At 57.1% G+C, this 21,899-nt stretch carries 20 protein-coding genes and 1 tRNA gene; 8 read left to right on the top strand and 13 right to left on the bottom strand.

Annotated elements, in window-relative coordinates; all coding sequences use genetic code 11:
• The first annotated feature begins 235 nt into the window (after positions 1–235).
• On the top strand, positions 236–2,881 hold the full coding sequence (locus R5R33_RS01590; protein ID WP_318954332.1) for a TonB-dependent receptor: 2,646 nt from the start codon (positions 236–238) through the stop codon (positions 2,879–2,881).
• Positions 2,882–3,015: 134 nt separating this feature from the next.
• Here the strand turns inward: R5R33_RS01590 and R5R33_RS01585 are convergent, their stop codons facing one another.
• The 8 genes from R5R33_RS01585 to R5R33_RS01550 all read right to left on the bottom strand — a co-directional run bounded on the left by R5R33_RS01585 (position 3,016) and on the right by R5R33_RS01550 (position 10,901).
• Positions 3,016–4,017, bottom strand: coding sequence for an adenosine kinase (locus tag R5R33_RS01585; protein ID WP_318954331.1), 1,002 nt, complete (start codon positions 4,015–4,017; stop codon positions 3,016–3,018).
• A complete protein-coding gene (locus tag R5R33_RS01580; protein WP_318954330.1) occupies positions 4,014–4,628 on the bottom strand; it encodes a hypothetical protein in 615 nt (204 codons plus the stop codon). The genes R5R33_RS01585 and R5R33_RS01580 overlap by 4 nt, the downstream gene beginning before the upstream one ends.
• Positions 4,629–4,641: 13 nt before the next feature.
• Positions 4,642–5,754: a cobalamin-independent methionine synthase II family protein gene (locus tag R5R33_RS01575; protein ID WP_318954329.1), complete on the bottom strand. Its 1,113-nt coding sequence runs from the start codon at positions 5,752–5,754 to the stop codon at positions 4,642–4,644.
• 139 nt (positions 5,755–5,893) lie between these two features.
• On the bottom strand, positions 5,894–6,133 hold the full coding sequence (locus R5R33_RS01570; protein WP_318954328.1) for a Trm112 family protein: 240 nt from the start codon (positions 6,131–6,133) through the stop codon (positions 5,894–5,896).
• A gap of 36 nt (positions 6,134–6,169) precedes the next feature.
• Positions 6,170–7,579 carry a BCD family MFS transporter gene (locus R5R33_RS01565; protein ID WP_318954327.1) on the bottom strand — a complete coding sequence of 470 codons (1,410 nt, stop codon included), beginning with the start codon at positions 7,577–7,579 and terminating at the stop codon, positions 6,170–6,172.
• Between the two features lie 32 nt (positions 7,580–7,611).
• On the bottom strand, positions 7,612–8,985 hold the full coding sequence (locus R5R33_RS01560) for a BCD family MFS transporter (RefSeq protein WP_318954326.1): 1,374 nt from the start codon (positions 8,983–8,985) through the stop codon (positions 7,612–7,614).
• A 78-nt stretch (positions 8,986–9,063) separates the two neighbouring features.
• Positions 9,064–9,864 (bottom strand): class I SAM-dependent methyltransferase, encoded by an 801-nt coding sequence (locus tag R5R33_RS01555; RefSeq protein ID WP_318954325.1) that lies wholly within the window; start codon positions 9,862–9,864, stop codon positions 9,064–9,066.
• Positions 9,865–10,160: 296 nt separating this feature from the next.
• A complete protein-coding gene (locus R5R33_RS01550) occupies positions 10,161–10,901 on the bottom strand; it encodes an SDR family oxidoreductase (RefSeq protein ID WP_449843688.1) in 741 nt (246 codons plus the stop codon).
• 187 nt (positions 10,902–11,088) lie between these two features.
• Between R5R33_RS01550 and R5R33_RS01545 the strand changes: the two genes are divergently transcribed.
• Both R5R33_RS01545 and R5R33_RS01540 read left to right on the top strand, forming a co-directional pair.
• Complete coding sequence (locus R5R33_RS01545) at positions 11,089–12,030, top strand: AraC family transcriptional regulator (protein ID WP_318954324.1); 942 nt, start codon at positions 11,089–11,091, stop codon at positions 12,028–12,030.
• Between the two features lie 43 nt (positions 12,031–12,073).
• On the top strand, positions 12,074–12,490 hold the full coding sequence (locus R5R33_RS01540) for a (R)-mandelonitrile lyase (protein WP_318954323.1): 417 nt from the start codon (positions 12,074–12,076) through the stop codon (positions 12,488–12,490).
• A 224-nt stretch (positions 12,491–12,714) separates the two neighbouring features.
• Here the strand turns inward: R5R33_RS01540 and R5R33_RS01535 are convergent.
• From R5R33_RS01535 to R5R33_RS01520, 4 genes are all read right to left on the bottom strand, one after another.
• A tRNA-Arg gene (locus tag R5R33_RS01535) sits at positions 12,715–12,791 on the bottom strand.
• Positions 12,792–12,969: 178 nt separating this feature from the next.
• Complete coding sequence (locus tag R5R33_RS01530) at positions 12,970–14,844, bottom strand: M14 family metallopeptidase (protein ID WP_318954322.1); 1,875 nt, start codon at positions 14,842–14,844, stop codon at positions 12,970–12,972.
• An 87-nt stretch (positions 14,845–14,931) separates the two neighbouring features.
• On the bottom strand, positions 14,932–15,690 hold the full coding sequence (locus tag R5R33_RS01525) for a pseudouridine synthase (RefSeq protein WP_318954321.1): 759 nt from the start codon (positions 15,688–15,690) through the stop codon (positions 14,932–14,934).
• Positions 15,677–16,054: a YchJ family protein gene (locus tag R5R33_RS01520; RefSeq protein WP_318954320.1), complete on the bottom strand. Its 378-nt coding sequence runs from the start codon at positions 16,052–16,054 to the stop codon at positions 15,677–15,679. Before R5R33_RS01520 ends, R5R33_RS01525 begins: the two co-directional genes overlap by 14 nt.
• A 155-nt stretch (positions 16,055–16,209) precedes the next feature.
• Between R5R33_RS01520 and R5R33_RS01515 the strand changes: the two genes are divergently transcribed.
• From R5R33_RS01515 to R5R33_RS01500, 4 genes are all read left to right on the top strand, one after another.
• On the top strand, positions 16,210–16,548 hold the full coding sequence (locus tag R5R33_RS01515; protein WP_318954319.1) for a hypothetical protein: 339 nt from the start codon (positions 16,210–16,212) through the stop codon (positions 16,546–16,548).
• 278 nt (positions 16,549–16,826) lie between these two features.
• Complete coding sequence (locus R5R33_RS01510) at positions 16,827–18,287, top strand: amidohydrolase (protein ID WP_318954318.1); 1,461 nt, start codon at positions 16,827–16,829, stop codon at positions 18,285–18,287.
• Entirely contained in the window at positions 18,284–19,597 is a 1,314-nt protein-coding gene (locus tag R5R33_RS01505; RefSeq protein ID WP_318954317.1) for an amidohydrolase family protein, read from the top strand. Before R5R33_RS01510 ends, R5R33_RS01505 begins: the two co-directional genes overlap by 4 nt.
• 39 nt (positions 19,598–19,636) lie before the next feature.
• On the top strand, positions 19,637–20,029 hold the full coding sequence (locus tag R5R33_RS01500; protein ID WP_318954316.1) for an MAPEG family protein: 393 nt from the start codon (positions 19,637–19,639) through the stop codon (positions 20,027–20,029).
• Between the two features lie 167 nt (positions 20,030–20,196).
• Here the strand turns inward: R5R33_RS01500 and R5R33_RS01495 are convergent, their stop codons facing one another.
• Positions 20,197–20,493, bottom strand: a complete 297-nt coding sequence (locus R5R33_RS01495; RefSeq protein WP_318954315.1) for a YebG family protein — start codon at positions 20,491–20,493, stop codon at positions 20,197–20,199.
• A gap of 471 nt (positions 20,494–20,964) precedes the next feature.
• On the opposite strand from R5R33_RS01495, the gene R5R33_RS01490 reads away from it, so the two are divergent.
• Positions 20,965–21,891: a DUF6249 domain-containing protein gene (locus tag R5R33_RS01490; protein ID WP_318954314.1), complete on the top strand. Its 927-nt coding sequence runs from the start codon at positions 20,965–20,967 to the stop codon at positions 21,889–21,891.
• Positions 21,892–21,899 lie beyond the last annotated feature (8 nt).

The following is a 21,899-nucleotide window of genomic DNA, read 5'->3' as shown; positions in this document are numbered from 1 at the left end:
TCAATTCGACGCACAGCCAAAAATTGATTTTTCTCAATTTTCCTGTATGTTCACTTTAAAAGATATATTGATAGGTCATTTGCCTCTTGCTACTGTGACGGTGATGTTAAAAAAGCCAACTACGGGTTACGTCGGCAAAGGGAAATTGGATCTTTCCTATCCATGCATTTGCCCTTAATGTTGTTGCAGACCACTCAGGCGTTAATAAAAGCAAAATTGAGCCCTGGAGGGATAGATGTCCAAGTTCAAGCGGCAGCCGCTCTATATCGCGGTCGTGGCAGGTAGTCTCGCATCAACAGCTATTGCAGCCCCTGATGACAGTGTAAGCCAGGCCGGCGCGTCCACACGAGGGCAGCCGGTGCTGGAAGAGGTAACGGTAACGGCGCGTAACCGGACGGAAAGCCTGCAGGAGATTCCGGTCGCGATCAACGCATTCTCGGCCAAGGATATCGAACGGTCCGCCATGCAGGATCTTCGGGATGTGGTGCGTAGCTCCCCGGGCCTGGTTTACGATTCTTCAGGCACCATCGCTACCGGCGCCATCAGTATCCGCGGCATGAGCCAGCCGGGCCTGATCGGTGACGACACCAACGTGGCAATGTTTGTCGACGGCGTATATGTTTCGGGCCGTGCCTCTACCTTTTTGCCAATGATGGGGCTTGAGCGTATCGAAGTGGTCCGCGGGCCGCAGTCGGCGATTTATGGCCGCAATGCCTTCTCCGGTGCCATGAACTACATCACCGCAAAGCCCGGTGAAGAATTTGAGGGCAAGTTCGAGGTTACCGGTGGTGCCGAGGGGCAGGCCGGAATCAGTGGCCGGGTGGCGGCTCCAATAGGAGACATGCTGGCATTTAGCCTGGATGTTGTTAACTCCGAGTCCGGTTCCACCTTCAAGTACAACGACGAATATCTGGGTGCGATCGACAACGAAGCCCAGCGTCTGCGTGTACTGTTCAACCCTACAGACACTCTCGAGTTTGATTTCTCTGCCGCGCATGTCGATATGCAGGAGCATCACAATGCCGGTTACGAGATCGAGAGAAACGCCGAGATACCGTTTGGTGAGATAACCGACCCCACACATCCGCCATTTTTGTGGCCGTTTGGTCCGGATGGCGTAACTGGTCCGTTTGGGCCGTTTGTGCCAATAGCTGGCGAGTACCATACGGACACCAATACCCTCACGCCCGAGGCGATTGCGCTGTTAACCGGTTCGCCCACCGCCTACTACGGTGAGGCCAAGGCGGCGGATCCCGATGGCTTTGCCGGTAACCCGTTCGGTGTAACCAATAAATCCGATCTATACAGCATGCGTGTCAACTGGGATGTGGGCAATGTGACCCTCACTTCCATTACTGCCGCATCCGATACAGAGACCCGCTCCCTGCTCGGTTATGCAAACGCCTATATGTCACCCACCATTGTGTTTGCACCGGTTATTGCGGTCGATACCGGGTCAGGCCCTGTCACCGCGACCGAAGATATGCCCAACTATGTCGGTGATTTTTCTCTGGGGGGCACAACCGCCTACCTGCTTAATGTGAATGCCTACAACTATGGTGGCCAGCCCAACGATGACCGCCAGGTAATTAGTCAGGAATTCCGTATCCAGTCCAATGACTCTGCTGCCTTGCAGTGGAGCGCGGGCTTGCTGTATTCCGAAACCGACCTGGATCAGTGGCTGACATCCAGCGCGCTGGCAGCCAGCGGCAGTCCATACGGCGATGCCGTCAACAGTGCATCGATTGCTGCCTCTCTCCTGGCAGTGGATGAAAACGGTAATCCGCAGAAGATTACCCAGACAAATCATTCCACTGAAATGTACTCGGCATTCGCTGCACTGGCCTATGACGTGACCGACAAGCTGAATGTGGGTGTGGAGGCGCGCTATACCAAGGAAGACAAGGTTGCCGACAATGTGCTGCATTTTACCGGCGCCCAGGGGTCACAAGAAGGAAGCTGGGACTGGGTGTCTCCTCGCTTGATTGCTACCTATATTTACGATGAATACACCACTTTCTACCTGAATATTGCCGAAGGTTCCAAGTCTGGTGGTATCAACGGCGGCACGCCACTGGAATCAGAGATCACCTACGAACCGGAAAAAAACGTGACCTACGAGCTAGGTGCCAAGCGTACTGTTCTTGATGGTCGCGGTTACATGAATATCGCCCTGTACCAGATCAATTGGGATGACCAGCAGATCCGCCAGTTCTCCCAGTACTCCACTGGCAACACAATTCCGGCTGCGATCGTAACCAACCTGGGTGAGGTGGAAATCCGTGGTGTGGAAGTTGAGACCGCATTCCAGATCAGTGACAGCTGGGCCTTCCACTCCGCGTATACCTTCAACGATGCCGAAGTGGTCAAAGGCTCACAGAGCGCAACGTTTGGTTTCGTGGATTACGAGGCGATGGGCCTGGATTCGACCGGTTATTCTTACTGTGTTGATGTATACGACCGCACTGCAGTAGGCAGCAAAAGTTGTCTGGTCCCAAGCAACGGGCCGCAGGTATCGGACGGTGACCTTTCCGGCAAGGAAATGGTGAATAATTACCGCAATACCTTTAGTGCCGGTTTCCGCTATAGCCAGGACCTGTGGAACGGTGCGGAGTTCTATACCGACCTGAGTTCAGTGTGGAAAGACAAGCGCTATCTCAATACCGTCAATACCCTGTGGATTGATGACCACTGGGATACAAATCTGGTGGCAGGTGTTGAGGGTGATAACTGGTACACCAAGCTCACCGTCAAGAACCTGCTGGACGATGACACCCCGACCAGTGCTTATCGCCCTTATATCTGGACCCAGGAGCAGATCCCCGCGATCATCAATCGCATGGGTCGCATGACCAGCCTGAATGTCGGATATCGGTTCTAACGAGTTGTCCGAGATGTAGAGTGTGATATTGCCCGCTTCGGCGGGCATTTTTATTTCCGCTGCGGAAGCTTGAATAAAAAGGGGGCGCTAGGCCCCCTTAATATTTTTCGGAAAGTAATGATCAGGCGGGCTGATCAGGCAGGTGCAGGCGCGCTCAATATTTCCTGGTGCTGTTCTGCCCTGAGTCGCGGTCCGAACTGGGAAACCACTTTTCCTGCGGCCAGGTTGGCGAGTTGCGCGGCCTGCTCGAAATCGTGCCCCTGGGTAATGGCATACAGGAAAGCGCCAGCGAACATATCACCAGCGCCGTTAGTATCTACCGCTTTGACCGCTGAGGATGGCACCCTGACCGTATCATTGCCATCGAATACGAGCGCGCCCTCAGCGCCGAGAGTGATGGCGAAACAACGTGCATTTTGCTTGAGCCGCTCGGCGGCTTCCTCGATCGTTTGTGCTCCGGTAAAGCCGATGGCTTCGTCCCGATTGCAGAATAGCAGGTCGACGCGCTCGCCAATCATTTCCAGCAAGCCGTCGCGGAAGAACTGCACCATACCCGGATCGGACAGGCTGATGGCCACCAGGGTATTGTTGGCTCGGGCAATCCGCGCAGCTTCAATGGCGGCTGCACGACCCGTTGGCGAGGTCACCAGGTATCCTTCCAGATAGAGATAGTCGGCCTCTGCAATTGCTTCTACGTGGAGTTCCGCCGTCGACAGCGTTTCACTGATACCGAGATAGGTAACCATGCTGCGTTCGGCATCCGGGGTAATCATGACCAGGCATTTGCCGGTGTCCCCGGTCTGCCGAGTCAGTGACCGATGGTATTCGACACCGGCTTTTTCGAGATCGTTGAGGTAAAAGTCACCGTTCTCGTCGGCAGCCACCTTGCAGCTATAGAAGGTATTGGCTCCAAAATAACTGGCAGCAATGATGGTATTTGCCGCGGAGCCGCCGCTGGCACGCTTGGCGGCCACCATGTGGCCCTCAAGCTGCGACAGCAGCTGCTGCTGGCGCGCGCTATCTGCCAGCGTCATCAGGCCTTTGTCTACCTGCAGTAATTTAAGGTCCTGATCGGAGACTTCGATTTCCGTATCTACCAGGGCGGCGCCCAGGCCGTAGATATGATATTTGCTCATTGATTGTTTTCTTCCGTCGCCAGTGTGGGTTTCCGACAAGCGGGATGGTGCTTTGTTACCAGTTTCATGTAGCAGTGGCCGGCAAAGCGTTCAGGGACATCCAGTGGCGTTTCCAGCACTGGAAGCTGCCAGGCATCGCCGCTGGTTTCCAGAGCAGTGCACAGCCACGAGGGGCCGTCCTGCAACGTGCGAGCTTCCAGTCCCGGCAATGTGATTTCACCGAGAAGATACTGCTGCAACGCCTGTAGCGGCAGCTCCTGCTCGCCGCCGGGTACACCGAACGCGACCGCGAGGGCTGCACCCGATTTAAGTTTCACCCACAGCTCGCCGTTTGGTTTGCCATCGTCGCCGAGGCATTCAAGGGCGTGTACGTCCAGCCTGTCTTCAGCGAGAAACGGCTTGCACAGGATAAACGCGGTATAGCTTTCCGGTGTGTGCGCGGGCAGGGGAAGCTGCTGCTGGAAACAGGCGTTGAGCCTGTCGAGTGCAGCAGTATCCACCTGGTCGCGATAAACGTGCACCTGAATCTGGCTGGGACTGAGCGGTACCGCAGGGTTGAGGTGTAACTGCAACCACCGGATCTGGGCCTTTAAAGGATCATAAACGTGCACGAGTACCTCCTGTTTAGCCGAACTGGTTTCTCAGTGAATCTGCGGCGAGACACATGGACTTGATTTTACGGAAGGCAAAATCTCGCTCCAGGAACCACATGCCACAATCCGGCGCAAGACTGATGCGTTCCTTGGGTACAACCTGCATCGCGTCAATCACCAGCTTGCGGATGGCTTCAATTTCCTCGACTTCCCCTTGCGGATCCAGGTTCAGCACGCCGATGGCAACCAGTTTGTTGCCGACGGACTGCAGGAAGTCTGGGGTGTGACCGGGCTGGGCGTACTCCGTGTGAATCGCGTCGATATCGGATTCTGCGATCAGGGATACCGCTTTCGGGTAAATCGGGCTGGGTTCTTTCAGCGCGATATTCTTGGAATAGCCGTAACAAACGTGTACCGAGGTCAGGCAGTCCACATCTTTTACCATGCGGTTAATAGCTTCCACCGCGAAATCCTGACACTGGCTGTAGCGGAAGTGTACCTCCGGCTCGTCAATCTGGATCAGATCGACACCTGCCGCGGCCAGCGCTTTCAGTTCCTGATTCAGTGCATCGGCGATGGCGAAACAGAGCGATGCCTGGTCCGGATAAATACCGGTATCCACCAGCCGGTAAGACAGGGTTACCGGGCCTATTACGGTTATTTTGCTGCGGTTTGCCGCGTAGCGTTTCAGGAAGGGGATGTCGCTCACCACCATCGGGCCCGGCCAGCGGATTTTTTCCCGCACTGCGGGGAACATAACCTTGTGGGTAACCTTGTGGGCGCTGTCTTTTTGCAGATCTGCACCCACGTTGGTCGCCTTCTGCTTCATTTTCAGGTATTCGGTAATGTCGTTGTGGAAGTTGGTAAACTCCGCCGGATTTTCCTGATCTATACCTTGCAGACCGTAGAAGTGCCCGCTGAATGTCTGCCGGCGTACTTCACCATCGGTAGCGAACGTCATGCCGGCGATATTCTGTTCGTAGATTGCAAGGCGCGCGGCGTCGTCGATCGCTGCAGGCAGCAGCTCCCGCTCCACTTTCCACCAGGTACCTTCCTTCTGGTAAACCTTTTCATGGTCAGCCAGCCATCGGGGTTTGACGTAGCTGCCCACCAGCTGTGTCGGAAACAGGTCTGTTTTCCACATATGTGAATGCCTCGCTCAAGCCTGACCGTTGTGCGGTCATTATTCTGTAATTGAGAGTACTGCGCCCGGCACCGTCTGCAAGCGCTGTGGCGAACAGGAAGGCAGGGCGTACATAGTTCGGCTATCTATTAATTAAGGATCAGCTGGCCGCACTGACGAAGCGATCGTGCTCCTCAATCTTCGGCAGGTCATCGGTGGCCACTCCAAGCCATTTGTCGCCTTCCTCCGGAAGCATCACCGGGATGCCTTCCACGATCGGGTACTGGCGGCCGCAATCGCTGCAGCCGAGCCACTCGCTCTTCACCTCGGCCAATACACCCTTGTCTTCACGGGTACAGTGCGGGCAGCGGAGGATATCGATGTAATTTTTTGTGTTCATGGTATTTCTCCCGTTTGGATATTGCTTTGATCGTGGTTACGCCTGGGCGGCAACCTGGGTATCTGGTTCAAACTCCGCGGCGGCCTGCAGGCCCTCTATGGTGACATTGCGCACCACCAGGAAACTGAAGATCACCATCAGTGCCTGCAGGACAAAAATGAGTGCAAACGCCAGGTTCGCGGTCAGAACTTCACTCTCCACCAGCAGCGAGTAGAGGGACCCGCTGGCGGTGAATGAAAGAAACAGCCCAATGACTTGTGCCAGGCTCCACAGCCCGAGATAGCGGCTCTCCTGGCCTTCTACGGTCATGTCCGCCATGAAACTGATGGATGGGAACACCAGTAGGCCGAGGGCAAAGGCGCTGTAGCAGTAGAAGATGTTGAACAGTGTCAGGTTTTGCAGCCAGGCAGCCCAGGCGAGCAGCACAAAGCCGAGAATGGACAGCGAAGCGCCGATCGCCATCAGTCGTTTGCCAAACTCCATTGGCAGGGTTTTCTCGTTGTCGACGGAAAGACCTGCAGCCTTTTTGGCTTGCAAGCGCTTCTTGGCGGTAACACCGACAAAGATGCCACAGGCCGCCATGCCGAGGGTCTGGATGCCGTTGTAGAACCGCTGGTAGATGGTGGCTTCACCGGCGGGCAGGCCGAAAAGATCATCCGCCCACAGTTCCTGCAGCATGTCCTGCAGGAACACCGACAGCAGGGAAAAGATGATGAAGACAAAGAACAGCAGCGCCTGGCGGTTGTAGGCCAGTACGGCCATGGATTCTTTCATCGGCTCCAGCAGTTTTACCGGCTTTGGCGGATTGGTTTTTATCGCTTCAAGCTGTTCCGGGCTGAGTCGAGTCTCGAGTTTTATCAGGCCGAGGATCGTGATGCTGATCATGACCAGCGGTGTCAGGTTGTAGAGATCCTGCATGGCTTCCAGACTGTATACCGGCATTAAGGCACCAAATACCCAGGCCCAGCCGGCCATGGCCAGCGCCTGCACAGTCCAGGTAAGGGTCACAACCCTGGAGCGGCTCTCCTTGGTGGTGACCTCATTCAGCAGGTCGAGAAATACGTTCGCCTGCATGGCAATACAAATACCAAAGGCGCAGAACAGCAGCAGGCAGTAAACATAGGCGAGACCGCTACCAGCCTGCATGTCGACGAGTACACCGGGCATCAGCGGAAATGCACAGCTGCCGAGCAAGGTTCCGAGCAACATGTAGGGGGTGCGGCGATAGCCGAAAATTGGCCAGCGCTCACACATGCGGCCAATAATTGGCTGGATCGGTCCGAACAGTGTGTAGACCCCGATCAGCAGCGAAATTATCGCGGCGGGCAGGCCCATTTCGATGATGGCAATGCGGTTGAAGCTGGTCACCACCATGCAGAAGCTCCAGGCGATGGCGATTTTCTGCAGGGTAAACTGTAATTTTGCCTGACCTTCACTTACTTTCATTTCAATTCACCATTTGAATAAATTGACTTGCCTTAGCCCATATCCGCGGCCATGGCGCTGCTGAGGCCGTCTTTGCTGATACGCTGACGGAAGCCTTCGAGATTGATCTTCCACAGGAAGTACAGGCTGTAGAGGCTGACGAGTCCCTCGATGAAGAAAATGATCGCAAAACCATTGGCGGCGGACAGCAGGCCGCTTTCAATCAGCGATGTCACCAGTTGCCCTCCGGCGATCGACGCGAGGCCGTTCGCGAACGCGATCGCCAGCCCCCACAGGCCGATATAGGCTCCGCGTTCCTTATCCGTGGTGAACTCCATCATGCTGGTGAGGGTGCCCACCAATGCGAATCCGTTGAAAAAGCCCATGGCGACCAGCGAGCAATTGACCACCGGTGCCGCCGCCAGGTATGCGCCGACGGCAAGCGCGAACATGGAAAGTCCAATGCCGCTGATACCGAACGTGATGGCGTTGATCTTGGAAATGCCGCCGCGAAATACCAGCGCGCCCATCAGGAACATCCCGACAATTGCACCGCTGCCCCATATCTGCTGGAAGCGTCCGGTCTCGCCCACTGTCATTTGCAGGACCTCTGCCCCGAAGACTTCCAGGATGTTGTCTTGCAGGCTGTAGCCGAACATGAACAGAAAGATAAACAGGAAAAAGTTGCGCACCGTTGGGTTACGGACGACATCTGCGGCGAACTCTTTCAGGCTGCCGTGCTCGTCCACTTCCAGTTTGCCGCCGCCCGTTACCTGGTGATTCTGTGTACGCGGCTTGTCGACACCGATCACGCCGAGCAGCGTGGTAATTGCCACTACCGGGATCGACAGCAGGTATAGCGAACGCATGGTTTGTTCGTCGTAATCCGGCATATAGGTGCGGATGAACTGCAGCGACACGATCATGCCAATGATCAGCATGGTCCAGATCAGGGCCGTGACCAGGCCGCGACTGCGCTCGGGAATCACCTCCGCAACCAGTGCCAGGTGATTGGCGCCCGCCATGGCAAACCCGATCCCAAACACAATCAGTACCAGGAATGCGGCGGCGTAGGTAATGTAGGGAATACCCAGCCCAAACAACTCGTGCGGGTTCTGTGACATGGGAACCACGATATACGGCAGCGCTGCCACCGCGACCGCGGAAATGACCATCCCGATCAATACATAGGGTGCACGGTGCAGGCCAAATATCGGTACCCGGTCAGCAATGCGACCGTAGATCACCTGAAACGGTGAGAGGAAGTGGTAGAGGCCGAGCAGGCTGGTGATCACGACCGCGGCAATGCCGAGTTCGTAGATCGCGATGCGGTTGAAATTACTGGTCAGTAACGCAAACAGCCAGCCGGCTGCCGCTCGCGGCAATGTCAACTGAAATGCCCGTAAGATCAGCAGGAACTTGTCCATAAAGTGCTCTCGGGATGGTTATTTTTATTAGAATCTTTTGCTAACGCATACGGGGGCCTTTGGCCCCCGCCAGATCTATTATTTACCAATACCGGCGATCGGGTAGAGGTGGAATTCCCACTTAACGTCTTCAACTGTATGGATGTCGTCAAAGTGCGATTCTGCCCAGGGACGTACCTTGGCCATCAATGCAGCAATCTGCTCCTTTTTCAGGCTCCAGGTCTCGTTGTGTACGCCGTTTTCCATGCGATCCAGAATTTCGGCAATGGAGACTTTTTCTATCCAGGTACAGGCAACCACCGGGCGGGTCATCTGTCCACCCAGCTTCTGGATTTCCTGGAACAGGGACGGGCCAGCCGCATCGGTGGGTTGCATTTCTGGGGCGATATCCACGGTAAACATACGAGATTGGGAGCGCAGTGCACTCGCGTTGGATTCTTCGTCCAGCACATCGCGGCCGATGATGAACAGGCCTTCCGGCTTGAGCACGCGGGCGGCTTCTCTAAGCGCGTCTCTCCAGAATTCGATCTGGTGAAGAACGTTGGTGGTGATTACCGCATCAAAGGTGTTGGTTGCGAACGGGGTCTGGAGAACCGTGCCGACGGCCTGGCGTGCGGAAATATTTCTATCCTCGGCCAATTTTTTGGACGCCTTGAGCATGTGGTGCTCAATATCCATCGCGATCATGTCGGTGTGCGCGGCAATCGGGACGGAAATACGCCCGGCACCACCACCAAAATCCATGATGCGGGCACCTTTGCCGATGAGTTCGGCTGTGGCATTACCCAGCGCTTCTGCTGCATCCAGGGGGATGTTATTAATGTCGTTGTAGATCGCGGCGACCTCAACGTAGGACATCTCATTATATGCTTTGCTCATAACGGCTCCCGCTTTGTGTTTATGTTATTTACGGAAACCTTATCCCAGAGAAGAAGCTTTGAATATCAAATATTTTTGATATAGGTGCCGGTTTTTGACTTATATCAAGCTGCTCGGGGTGCTGTTTTTCGGTCGAAAGTACCGGGATTAGCAGGGTGCTTTTCCCATGCATGCAAGCTGGGATCGCACCCGCTATTTTTTCCGGCCAGCTAAACGGCGGCTGCTAAATCAACTGGGCCTCTGCAGGATGCTCAGTCGCCAGTGCCCAGTTGGCCAGTTATCCCGTCAGCGACGACTTAATATGCCTGGCTGGTTGGACGGAAGAGTACTTCGTTAATGTCTACATCCTCCGGCTGGCTCATTGCAAAGGAAACCACGCGGGCGAAAGAGTCAGCGGAGATTGCCTGCTCATACACCTGGCGCATCCCTGCGGCCACATCTGGATCGGTAATGGTGTCGGTTAATTCTGTCGCCACTGCGCCGGGGGAAACGATCGTGGTACGGATGTTGTAGGGTTTCACTTCTTGTCGCAGCCCCTCGGAGATCACGCGCACTGCATGCTTCGTGGCTGCATACACGGTGCCGCCTGGGCCGACCTTGTGACCGGCTACGGATGCCACATTGATAAATTGGCCACTTTTCTGCTTTTGCATTACCGGGAGTGCGGCGGCAATGCCGTACATAACTCCCTTGATGTTGACGTCGATCATGCGATCCCATTCGTCCACATGCAGGCGTTCCAGCATGGCGCTGGGCATTACCCCCGCATTGTTGAGCATCACGTCGACACGGCCATGTAAATCCACGGCGCGATCCACCAATTGCTGTACCTGATGTCTGTCAGTGACATCGGTCTGCACGACTGCCTGGTCTGCAAGATTGAGTTCTCTGGCCAGTGACTGCAGACGGTCGAGGCGGCGGGCGCCCAGAACCAGTTTTGCGCCTTGTAGCGCAAGCAGCCTTGCGGTGGCCTCGCCCAGGCCACTGCTGGCGCCGGTGATTACTACGACTTTGCCCTGGATATTCTCTGTCATCATTTCACCCTCCGGTTTCGGTTTGACATGGATAGCAATGTGCTTGGGTGCCTATTTTCATGAGTGGGGCCGAGAGTCAGTAGGGCATTGATCTTGTTTTCTTGCCTAATCCTATGAGTCTTGTGAGGAATGGTGGTGGCGGGAAAGGGGGCGGAGTAAAGTGGAAACCGTGAGGAGGGCTGAGGCAAAAATGGCAAATCGAGACCACAAAAAAGGCGCGCAAGGTGCGGATATCAATACGCTCTACCGGTCGATGGTGCGCGTAATCTCGCAATGGGTGACAGAGGAATCTGACTTTGCAACGCCTATCCCCAACCTCAATTTCTTCCGGCGTGATGCGCCCTCGCAACCGGACTTCTGCTTGATTGAGCCCAGCGTGGTGCTGCTAGTTCAGGGCGAGAAAAAGATCGCAATTGGCAGCGAGGAATACCCCTACGATACGTCGCACTTTCTGATCACGTCGCTGGATCTTCCCGCGACTTCCCAGGTCATCTCCGCGAGCCCGGACAAGCCGTGTCTGGGCTTTGCCCTGAAACTCGATTTGCGCATGCTGGCGGAGCTGGTTGCGCAAGGTAACGTGCCGGCACCGCAAATGCGGACCGCTACCAGTAGCATTGGTCTGGGCACGGTGACCGCCGAAATTCTCGAGCCGTTTCATCGTCTGCTGAAGCTGATGGAAGAGCCGCAGGCGATCGATGTGCTCGCGCCATTGATCGAGCGTGAAATTCATTTTCGACTACTCTTGAGTGATCAGGCGGCACTGGTGCGACAGATAGCCTCGGTGGACAGTCACGGCTACCGGGTGGCAAAAGCGATCGATTGGCTGAAATTGCATTTTGCTTCATCACTTAGGGTGGAGGAGTTGGCTGCCCTCGTACAGATGAGCTCGCCGACGTTTCACCACCATTTTCGCCAGCTCACGTCCATGAGTCCGCTGCAATATCAGAAGTGGCTGCGATTGAATGAGGCAAAGCGCCTGATGTTGAATGAGCACCTGGATGCGGCAAGTGCGGCTTTTCAGGTTGGGTACGAGAGTCCCTCGCAATTCAGTCGTGAATACAGCCGTCTATTTGGCGCGCCTCCCAAACGGGATATAGAGAGATTGCGCAGCCAGACGAACTGGGTTGCCTGAAAGGCTTGCTCGCGAGGATTTTATTGAACGCAGAGGATTAACGATGGATATGCAAATTTATCGGGTCGGTTCTCGGCCTTCGATGGAAGGGCCCGACGAGTGGTTTACCGGCCGTGTTCGCATCGATCCCCTGTTCAATCCCACGGAGCCGGCTCGCACCTCGGCGGCGTTGGTGACATTCGAGCCGGGTGCCAGGTCGGCGTGGCATACGCATCCATTGGGGCAGCATTTAATTGTCACGGCCGGGGTTGGGTGGACCCAGTGCTGGGGTGGACCGAAAAAGGAGATTCGGGCGGGTGATGTGGTCTTCTGTAATTGTGGGAAAAAGCATTGGCACGGTGCTACTGACGCAACCGGGATGAGTCATATTGCGGTTCAGGAGGCCTTGGATGGCTCGGTGGTTGAGTGGCTGGAGAAAGTAAGTGATGAGCAGTATTTGTCGCCGGTGGTGGCGGATTAAGTGGGTGTTGGTGTTAGGTGAAATGCGAATAGAGTTTATGTGGGGTGGCAAGGAGGAGGATGGACTCAAAAAACACGTTGGTGTTTTTTGACCCTGCGGGCTCGCTGCGCTCGGTATCAACTCGCGTTGCGAGTTGATCGAACCGGGAGGTTTGTCCACCGCCCGAATTTGCCATACAAAAAAGAAAGGCCCGATCCTTGCGGATCGGGCCTTTCTTTTTTGTATGGCGCACTCGGGAGGATTCGAACCTCCGACCGCTCGGTTCGTAGCCGAGTACTCTATCCAGCTGAGCTACGAGTGCGTCGAGGTCGCGAACAATAGAGATTGTTCCGGAATGAGTCAAGCGATTTCGAAATTTTTTCAGGGGAATCGCCGAGGCCCGAATAATTATCGGCCATCGAATTGATTTCCGATAATTTTGCCTGCGGTTGCGCGAGCGCCTCCGCAGGCGTGGATAAATCAGTACTCCAGCAACTTAATCAATACTCCAGCAACACGGGGTACTTCAAATACTGCTGGTCATAATATGGGCTGCGCAGGTAAAAGAAATTCATGCGTGCCGCCGGGTCATCGGCAAAGGCCTTGTCCTGCAGCCGCTTTTCAAACTCTTCCTTCAGTTTCGAATCGAAGGCCAGCACCTTTTCCGCAAGTGGTACCAGCGCATAGGGTTCTGCGTATTCCGTGCGCTGGAAAATCTGATTGAAAAACCCCCACTGGAAAAACGAGTCCGGGCCGCGCGGGTCGAGCAGGGTGGTGGCCAGTTGTCCGAGGGGCTGATCGGTGCTGACCTTCACGTAGTTGCCCAGCTGCGCCTCGATGGGTTTTTCAGTGAACTGCCCCTCGACTCGGAAGTGTCCTTCGAGCGGCGCTTTGGAAAACTCGTGGGCCTGCACGGTGAACTGGGTCAGCGGGGCGGTGTTATTGCCTGATTCGCTGATCTCAATGCCGTGTGACTTGAGCCGGGAAATCACCAGGTCCTCGTGACGCGGGATATAGAAGGCTTTCGGAATTCTCACTTCGATGGCTTTCACATCGTCGCGGTAAACCGGCAGGTTCAGGTAGTCCTTGGCTTTGCCAAGCCACACCACTTCTTCCCGGCCACTAATGGGATTCATCTTTTTCTCGTAGGCCATACCCTTGAACGGCTTTTCGGCATAGACATTGAGGTCCGGGGTTTCACTGGCGCGCCATGCGAGCACCTGGGTCTGCGGGCGACGCTTCTGGTCGCTGCCGATGGCAGCGGTGAGAGTCTCGCCTTTTTCCGCGAGAGTGTTCAGCGCGGCCTTGATAAATACGTAGGTGCCGAGTACCCGCTGGCGGAACGGTTTCAGGGAGTGGTTTTCGATCAGTACCGTAGGGGTATGACGCAGGTCGCCGAGGCCGTTGGAGAAGCGCGGGCTCGCGGTCCAGTGGCTGACGCCATCGGCAAACTCGCCGCTGTTGATGCCGAATACCAGTGGTCCCGGGATATGTCCGGCAGTGCTCAGTGCGGCATCCACGTCGCCCTGGAACTGCTGTGCAAGCCAGCGCGCGGTGGCGGGGGAGTCACTGGCGAATTCACCGTTGTAGCCGTAGGTGATGTCGTACTGGTAGTCCTCGCCATCGGTGACGTGGATGTCCAGGTACAGTTCCGGCTGATAGTCGTTGATGACGTCCATCACCGCGCGCAGTTCCGGCGTATCCAGTTTGGCGTAGTCGCGGTTCAGGTTGAAGTTGTTGCCGTTGGTGCGCCAGCCGGCATTGCTTGGGCCGCGCTGGTTCATACGGGAATAGAGACCTGCACGTTCGTGGCCGTCCACGTTCAGGATGGGGATGACCAGCAGGTTGACCTTCTGAATCAGTGCGTGCAGTTCCGCGTTTCCGGTCACGTAGTCGCGCAGCAGCATAAAGCTCGCGTCCTTGCCGTCGATTTCGCCGGAGTGAATGCCGGCCTGGGCCAGCAGCGTCGGCTTGCCGTTTGACCGCGGGTCGCTGCCGTCGGCGCTGAGGGTGATCAGCTGAATGGCGCGGCCACTGGCAGCATTGCCGATGTCCTGCACCTGAATGTCTTTACTGGCAGCGGCCAGCTTCTTGGCGAAGCCGCGGGTGGTTTCGTAATCCGGGGTGGTGGAGAAATTCGCAGCCTCCGCCGGCGTTACCCATTCCCCCTGGGTGACGATGAGGGATTCCGACTGGCCTTTCCACGGCAGCAGCGGCGGCAGTGGCGCGGTAAGCCCGGCCTCTTTGTCGGTGGTGGTGGCGCTTGTGGAGAGTGCAAGTGCGTTGAGCGCAAGGAATACCGCCGCACGCAACCGCTTGCCGGCGGTTTTCCCGCAGTGGGATGGGTTGTGCTGGGCGGATCTGGTGACTGTCATGCCGTAACGATTCCGTTGCTGTGCCATATGTCTGGCTGATGGTTATGGAGTGTCGATGGAATGGGACTTGTTCTGTTCGGGCGTTGCCTAATCGGGCAGCGACCATCCGAATTCTTGCATCAGCGTGTGGAAGCAGCCCCGGGGATTGGCCCGCAGATCGAGCGGTGCGGTGGTGACCGGGTGCTGTATTCGCAGCCGGTAGGCGTGAAGCAGTAGTCTCGCACACTGCAGCTGTTCCGCGAAGAAACGGTTGTGACTGGACTTGCCGTATTTGGGGCAGCCGATCAGCGGGTGGTGGATGTGCTTGAAATGCCGACGTATCTGGTGGCGACGGCCGGTGATGAGCTCCACTTCCACCAGGGAGTAGCGACTACATGGATAGCGGTCGACCTCGAACGGCAGTTCCACCGTTGCCAGGCGGCGGAAACGGGTAATGGCGTCCTGGCGGGGCAGTTCGCTCTTGGGGCGCTTGCGCTGGTGCTTGAAGTCCGCCACCGGAGGCAGCGGGTGATCAATGACGCCCTGTTCCGGACAGTAACCGCGGCACACGGCGAGGTACTGTTTGGTGGAGGTTTCGCTGTCCAGCTGTGCCTGTAATGCGGCGGCCACTTCACTGCTTTTGGCAAAGACGATGACACCGGAGGTGGGTTTGTCCAGCCGGTGTACCGGAAAGAGGTGGCAACCGGTCAGGTCCCGCAGGTACTGGAGCAGGATGCGGGTTTCGTGGCGATCGATGTCCGAGCGATGCACCAGCCAGCCCTCGGGCTTGTAGGCCGCGATGAGGTGCTCGTCCTCAAAGATCAGCTCCGGTGACTCCGGGGAATTTATGGTGTCAGGGCCAGTCACTGAGTGGCCCCACATATACCCAGCGTTTCTTGTACAGCTTGAACAGCGAGATCTCGTGCAGTGCGGACTCGCCGTCGCCTTCGCGGTACCAGGCCTTGAACTCGACGATGGATTTTTTCAGCCCCTGTTTGCTTTTGATGACTTCCAGCCGGCTCCACTGGGTGGTGAGGTCGTCTGCGTCCAGCTCAGGGCAGGTGTCTGGATGCCAGCTTTTGCGCAGGTAGGGCAGGTTGCCGGTCGCGTAGGCGGAGAAGCGGCTGCGCATCAGTGCTTCCGCGGTGTTGGGGTAGGCCTGGCCGGAGAGATAGAGGTTGCAACACTGGGCAAAGGGTTTGCCGGAGCAGCAGGGGCAGAGCTGGAGCATGGAAACGTCTGTTCGGGTTCGTTGGCCGATATTCGCAAAGTTGGCGGCATGATAGCAGCGGCGTAACGGACTGGCAGGTCAATTATTCCGGGGAAACGTGCGCCACAGCTGCTAGGCTTCAGGAAGTGGCAACTGATTGCGCGGGTACAGGGGATATGAAGCGTTGGACCCTCTGCTTGGGATCGACTTCCGTTTGTGTAGCTGCTTGTGCGGTGATCGGCTACCTGATGTCCGGTGCCGCGGTATCGCAGACGGTGGAAAGTGGCCAGCAATTGCAGGGCGGTCAGAGTCCCAGTCTGGCGTTCTGTCAGGAGCGATTCCTGGAAAAGGATGACGGGCTGCTCCGCTGCAACTGGGCGGTAAATTTCAACTTTGCCTGCTTTGTGTCCTATCCATCCAACAAGGTGGTTCAGGTGGGTTCGTTACTCTCCGAGCCGGAAGTGGTGGGGGAGTGCGATAACGGCGAACGGATTGTCAAAATCCTGCATTACTAGCTCCCGTATTTACCTTCCGGCCCCGGATTTCTCACGCGGGTCCCTGCGGCGACTATCACGGCGGAGAGGCTGTGCGGAAACCGGCCCGCTAAATCCCTTTTCTCTTCACCGAGCCTTTGTCAGAAATGGCACGCTCAACCGAGGGCTGCGGTATCTGGCGCATTCCCGGAATGCTGTTAGCATACGTTTTTCCATAAGCGGGTGTTCCCGATAAAAGTGTTCCCGTATAAGGGAATCCAGATACATTAAAACCTGATCCATAAAAAATAGGAGGGGGGATGCGGTTCACTCTGAACTCGAACACGGCTGCGCGACGCCTGTTGGCGGTAGCGTGCGGTGCAATACTGGCAACAGCGCTGGTGTCCTGTGGCGGCGACAAACAAGAGAAGGGCAAGGGGCCTGATTTTGCGCGTCAGGGCGCTTTTCCCTCAAGCTATAAGGCCGATGAAGCGGCACCGGTCCTGATTCGCGGGGCGACGGTACTGACCGGCACCGGCGAGCAACTGCCCAATACCGATATCCTGCTGAAAGAGGGCAAGATCGCGGCCATCGGCGAGGGGCTTAAGGCCCCGAAAAAAGGCCTGGTGGTCGAGGGTGCGGGCAAGTGGGTCACTCCCGGGATTATCGATGTCCATTCCCACCTTGGTGATTACCCCGCACCAGCCATTGAATCCTCCCAGGACGGCAACGAAATGACCTCGCCCAATACCTCACAGGTGTGGGCGGAGCACTCGGTCTGGACCCAGGACCCCCAATTTGCGCTGGCACTGGCCGGTGGTGTCACCACGCTGCAGATCCTGCCGGGTTCCGCCAACCTGTTTGGCGGTCGCGGGGTAACCCTGAAAAACGTACCCGGGCGCAGCGTGCAGGACATGAAATTCCCCGGTGCCCCCTACGGTCTGAAAATGGCCTGCGGCGAAAACCCGAAACGGGTTTACGGCGGCAAGGGCAGCCTGCCGTCCACGCGGATGGGCAATGTGGCAGGTTATCGCCAGGCCTGGATCGATGCCGCAGCCTACCGCGACAAGTGGGATAACTACGAGAAAAACGGTGGCGATGCACCGGAGCGGGATCTGCAGCTGGAAACCCTGGCCGGTGTACTGAACGGCGAAATCCTGGTGCACAACCACTGCTACCGCGGCGAGGAAATGGCGATCATGATGGATATCGCCAAGGAGTTCGGCTTCCAGATTTCCACCTTCCACCACGCGGTGGAAGCCTACAAGGTGGCGGATCTGCTGGCAGAGAACAACGTGTGTGCCGCGGTGTGGGCGGACTGGTGGGGGTTCAAGCACGAGGCCTTCGACATGACCGAGGCCAATCTCGCGATCATTGACCAGGCCAAGGCCTGCGGCATGATCCACTCGGATTCGGAAATCGGTATCCAGCACCTGAACGAGGAAACCGCCAAGGCCATGGTGGCGGGCCAGCGCGCTGGCTTTCACATCGAGCCGCGCCATGCTGTGACCTGGATGACTCTGAACCCCGCCAAGGCCCTGGGAATCGACAAGGTCACCGGCAGCCTGGAAAAAGGCAAGATGGCAGACCTGGTAGTGTGGTCAGGCAATCCGTTCAGTGTTTATAGCAAGGCGGAAAAGGTTTTTATCGACGGCAACCTGATGTACGACCGCAATGATCCCGAGCGTCAACCCCGCAGTGACTTTGAGCTGGGTATTCTGGATGCGGAAGGTGCGCGCCTGCCACAGAGCGGCCACAAATCCCCGGAGGGCGGAAAATGATGTGCGTTAATAATTTCTCTCCCAACAAAATATTCCAGGCTGCCACACGGATCGCCCTGGTGGTTTTCGCCGGGATGACATGGGCAGCGCAGGCACAGACCGTGCTGATTAAGGATGCAAAGATCATCACTCTTGGTGATCAGGGCACCCTGGAACAGGGCGATCTGCTGGTGCGTGACGGGCGTGTCGAGCAGGTAGCGCAGGACTTGGGAGACCTGGCGGCGGATCTGGTGATCGACGGCCGCGGCAAGGTGGTAACCCCGGGCTTGATTGCCCCGAGCAGCGAACTCGGATTGACCGAGATCGGTGCCGCGGCCTCCACCAACGACAGTGCCGTAACGGATACCTCCATAGGTGCCGGCTTTGATCCATCGGTAGCCTTCAATCCGCATTCCACCCTGATTCCATTCAACCGCGCTGGCGGGCTCACCCGGGCAGTGGTGGTGCCGAGTAGTGAGGAAAAAATCTTCGCCGGGCAGGGGTTTGCCATCAAGCTCACCGGAGACTTCGACAGCGTTACCAAATCCGGGCTGGTGCAAAAAGTGTACTTTGGCGAGTACGGCGCGCAACTGGCGGGCGGCAGTCGCGCGCGGGCCTACCAGCAGATTGAGAGTGCCCTGCAGCAGGCGGTGGAATACGCGGGTAACCGCGATGCCATTCGCAGGGGCGAGTGGCGGGAACTGGATTTCTCCGTCGCCGATCTCGAGGCACTGCAGCCGCTGATTAATGGCGAGCAGTCTCTTCTCATCAGTGCCAACCGCGCCAGCGATATCCTGCAGGTGCTGGCGCTGAGCAAGAGGTTCAAGCTGAAGACGATTATCCAGGGCGCCGCGGAAGGCTGGATGGTGGCGGACCAGCTGGCCGCTGCCCGGGTGCCGGTGGTTATCGACGCCATGGGAAATTCTCCGGATGCCTTCGAGAAACTGGGGGCACGCCTGGACAATGCGGCATTGATGCAGAAGGCCGGTGTTGTCGTGGCGATCAGTGGCCCGGGTTATGCCGGGTCTCACAATAGCTACCTTTCGCGCCAGGGCGCAGGCAACGCGGTGGCCTACGGCCTGCCGTTGGAAGAGGGGGTAAAGGCCATCACCGCCAATGTCGCCGCTATTTTTGGCCTGGAAGGCGGTGTGCTCGCCCCCGGTAGCCAGGCGGACCTGGTGTTGTGGAGTGGTGATCCCCTGGAGGTTACGAGCTTCGCGGAATTCGTGTTGATCGATGGCAAGCCGCAGTCGCTGGTCAATCGCTCAACGCGCTTGCGGGACCGCTATCTGCACCCGCAGGCGGGTACCGGACATGCTTACCGGCAGTAATCGCACCTCCAGATTCACAATAAGACGTAAGGACACAGAATGCAGAATGTAGAAATTACCTCGCTCTACGCGGGCTTGTGTGCGCTGCTGGTGATGGCGCTGGCGTTCAGAGTGGTCAGTTTCCGGCGTGGCCGTCAGGTTGGGCTGGGAACTGGGGGTGACAGAGATGGCGAGATCCGCATCAGGACCCATGCCAATGCGGTGGAATATATCCCGCTGGCGCTGATCCTGATGTTGATCGCCGAGATCAATGGCCTGGCGCCGCTGTGGCTGCATTGTCTTGGCGGTACGCTGGTGTTTGCCAGGCTGCTACACGCCTTTGGCCTCGTCGGCGGCAAGGGTGGTTACCATCCCGGGCGCTTTTTCGGCACTGCGTTGACCTGGCTGGTGATCATTGCGCTGGCGTTGATTGATATTGCTGGCGTGTTCTGATCGACAGGTTGTAGCAATCCAGGCGCTTACCGCCGGGCACAAAAAAGCCCGGCGGGGGCCGGGCACAGTACAGGGATGGAAAAAGGGGGGATTTCCACTTTCCCGGAAGGGGTAAGGGATGTCCCTGCGTTGCTCGGCTGGTCGCAGGACCGGCCGAACAGCGCGATTTACAGGTTGGCCGCGAGCGGCGTCACGTTCTCACTCTGGGTGGCGGTGAATTCTTCATCTTCGGTGAGCAGATCTTCCGGCTTGCCCTTACAGGCTCTGGCCAGGACCTCGCGACGCTTCGCCAGCATCAGGCCGATCTCTTCGCTCGCCTCCTCGGAAACGCCCGCAACATGGCGCTCGATCAGCGCGGTGATGTTTGCGGCCAGTTCCAGCATCTTGTCGTGTTCTTCGGCGTCTTTCTTGTTGTCGAACATGGCTCCGTCTCTATCGCATTTCCAAACTGCTACTACCGCCATAAGGGCCTCCTGTTGTCTTGGCTAATTGTTGATAAGCGCAGTCGCTGTTATCGACTGTGTTCCGGGCAGCTCTTCCCGGACAAACCCTTTCCCGGACATTTAGCCGAGTTGTTATTGACTTGTACGCCAGCAAGGTAACTGTATGGGTATCCAGTGTCAACTGTGATTTAGACCGATCTCTGCCTGCTGGTCGGATTTTCGCCAGATAGGCATCAGCAGAAATTTTCGCGCTTGATGCATCCAAACGGGAATTCTCCCGCGTCCATCTGCTGAACGGGTAAGGCTGAACCGACCCCGGCAGCCGGCCAGAAGGCCGGATTGCGAATTGATGACGATTGCCACTGATACGGGGTGGTCAATAAAGGTACAATCTGGCGCCAGAGGGGCGCCTTCCCCAGAGGAACCGTGTCCCGGGTGTCTGTAGCCGGGTCTGATTCCGGGGCCAATTTGAGCAAGAGCGAGAAAACACCAATGAGAGCGAGTCATTCAAACGTACAGCGCCGGTCACCGGTCTGGGCTTTTGCGGTAGCTGCGTCCCTGGCCATGGGGATGTCAGGAGCCCTGGTAGCCCAGGAGTCCGGAGAGGCGGTGGCACCGGTACCGCCCGTGCCACCAGTGCCGCCAGTGCCCAGGGTTGCGCCGGCGCCGGAGGAAAAGGTCACCAAACAGGTGCGGATTGTGCGCCAGGAAGACGGCACCCTGCGCATCCACGCCCGCGATGAAAACGGTGAAAGCGCCAATGTGGAAATCAACCTTGGTGAGGAATTCGGTGGAGCGGTAACCCGCCGAATCTACGAGAAGCTCGAAGAGAAGGGCATTCTCGACGACAGGGGCCTGGTGGTGGATGAGGCACTGGAATCTGTGCCGCGCAATATCGAAATCGGTATCAAGGCCGAGATGGAGCGCGCGGAGCGTGCGCGGGAGCGGGCTGAACGCGCCCGGGAACGGGTGGAAAGTGCGCGGGACCGCATGGAAAGTGCTCGCGAGCGTGCGGAACGCGATATGCACGTGCACGAAATCGAACAGTACCGCCCACGGGATATGGAGTGGCTGATCGGCATCATTGCCATACTGGCGGTGTTCGGCACGCCGATTCTGATCGTGTGGCTGGTGACCCGCAATAGCTACCGCAAGAAGCAGCTGTTGATGGAAAACATCAACCGTATGGTGTCGGAAGGCCGCGATATTCCGCCGGAGCTGCTGGATGCGATGGAAGGGGAGAGGAGTGCCAACGTCAAGGATCGGGGCTTCACCCTGATTGCCGTGGGCGCAGCGATCTTCATCTGGCTGACCGCGGCCGGTGGTCTGGGTGCCGGCAGTCTGGGCCTGATCCCGCTGTTTATCGGTGTGGCCCGCTTTATCAACTGGAAACTCGATCAACAGCAGCAAGTAGGTTAAGGACGGCC

Origin of the sequence: Microbulbifer pacificus (assembly GCF_033723955.1) — a bacterium.
Lineage (GTDB): Bacteria > Pseudomonadota > Gammaproteobacteria > Pseudomonadales > Cellvibrionaceae > Microbulbifer > Microbulbifer pacificus.
Note: the sequence above shows the minus strand (reverse complement) of the source record. Positions and strands in the feature narration are given on the sequence as shown.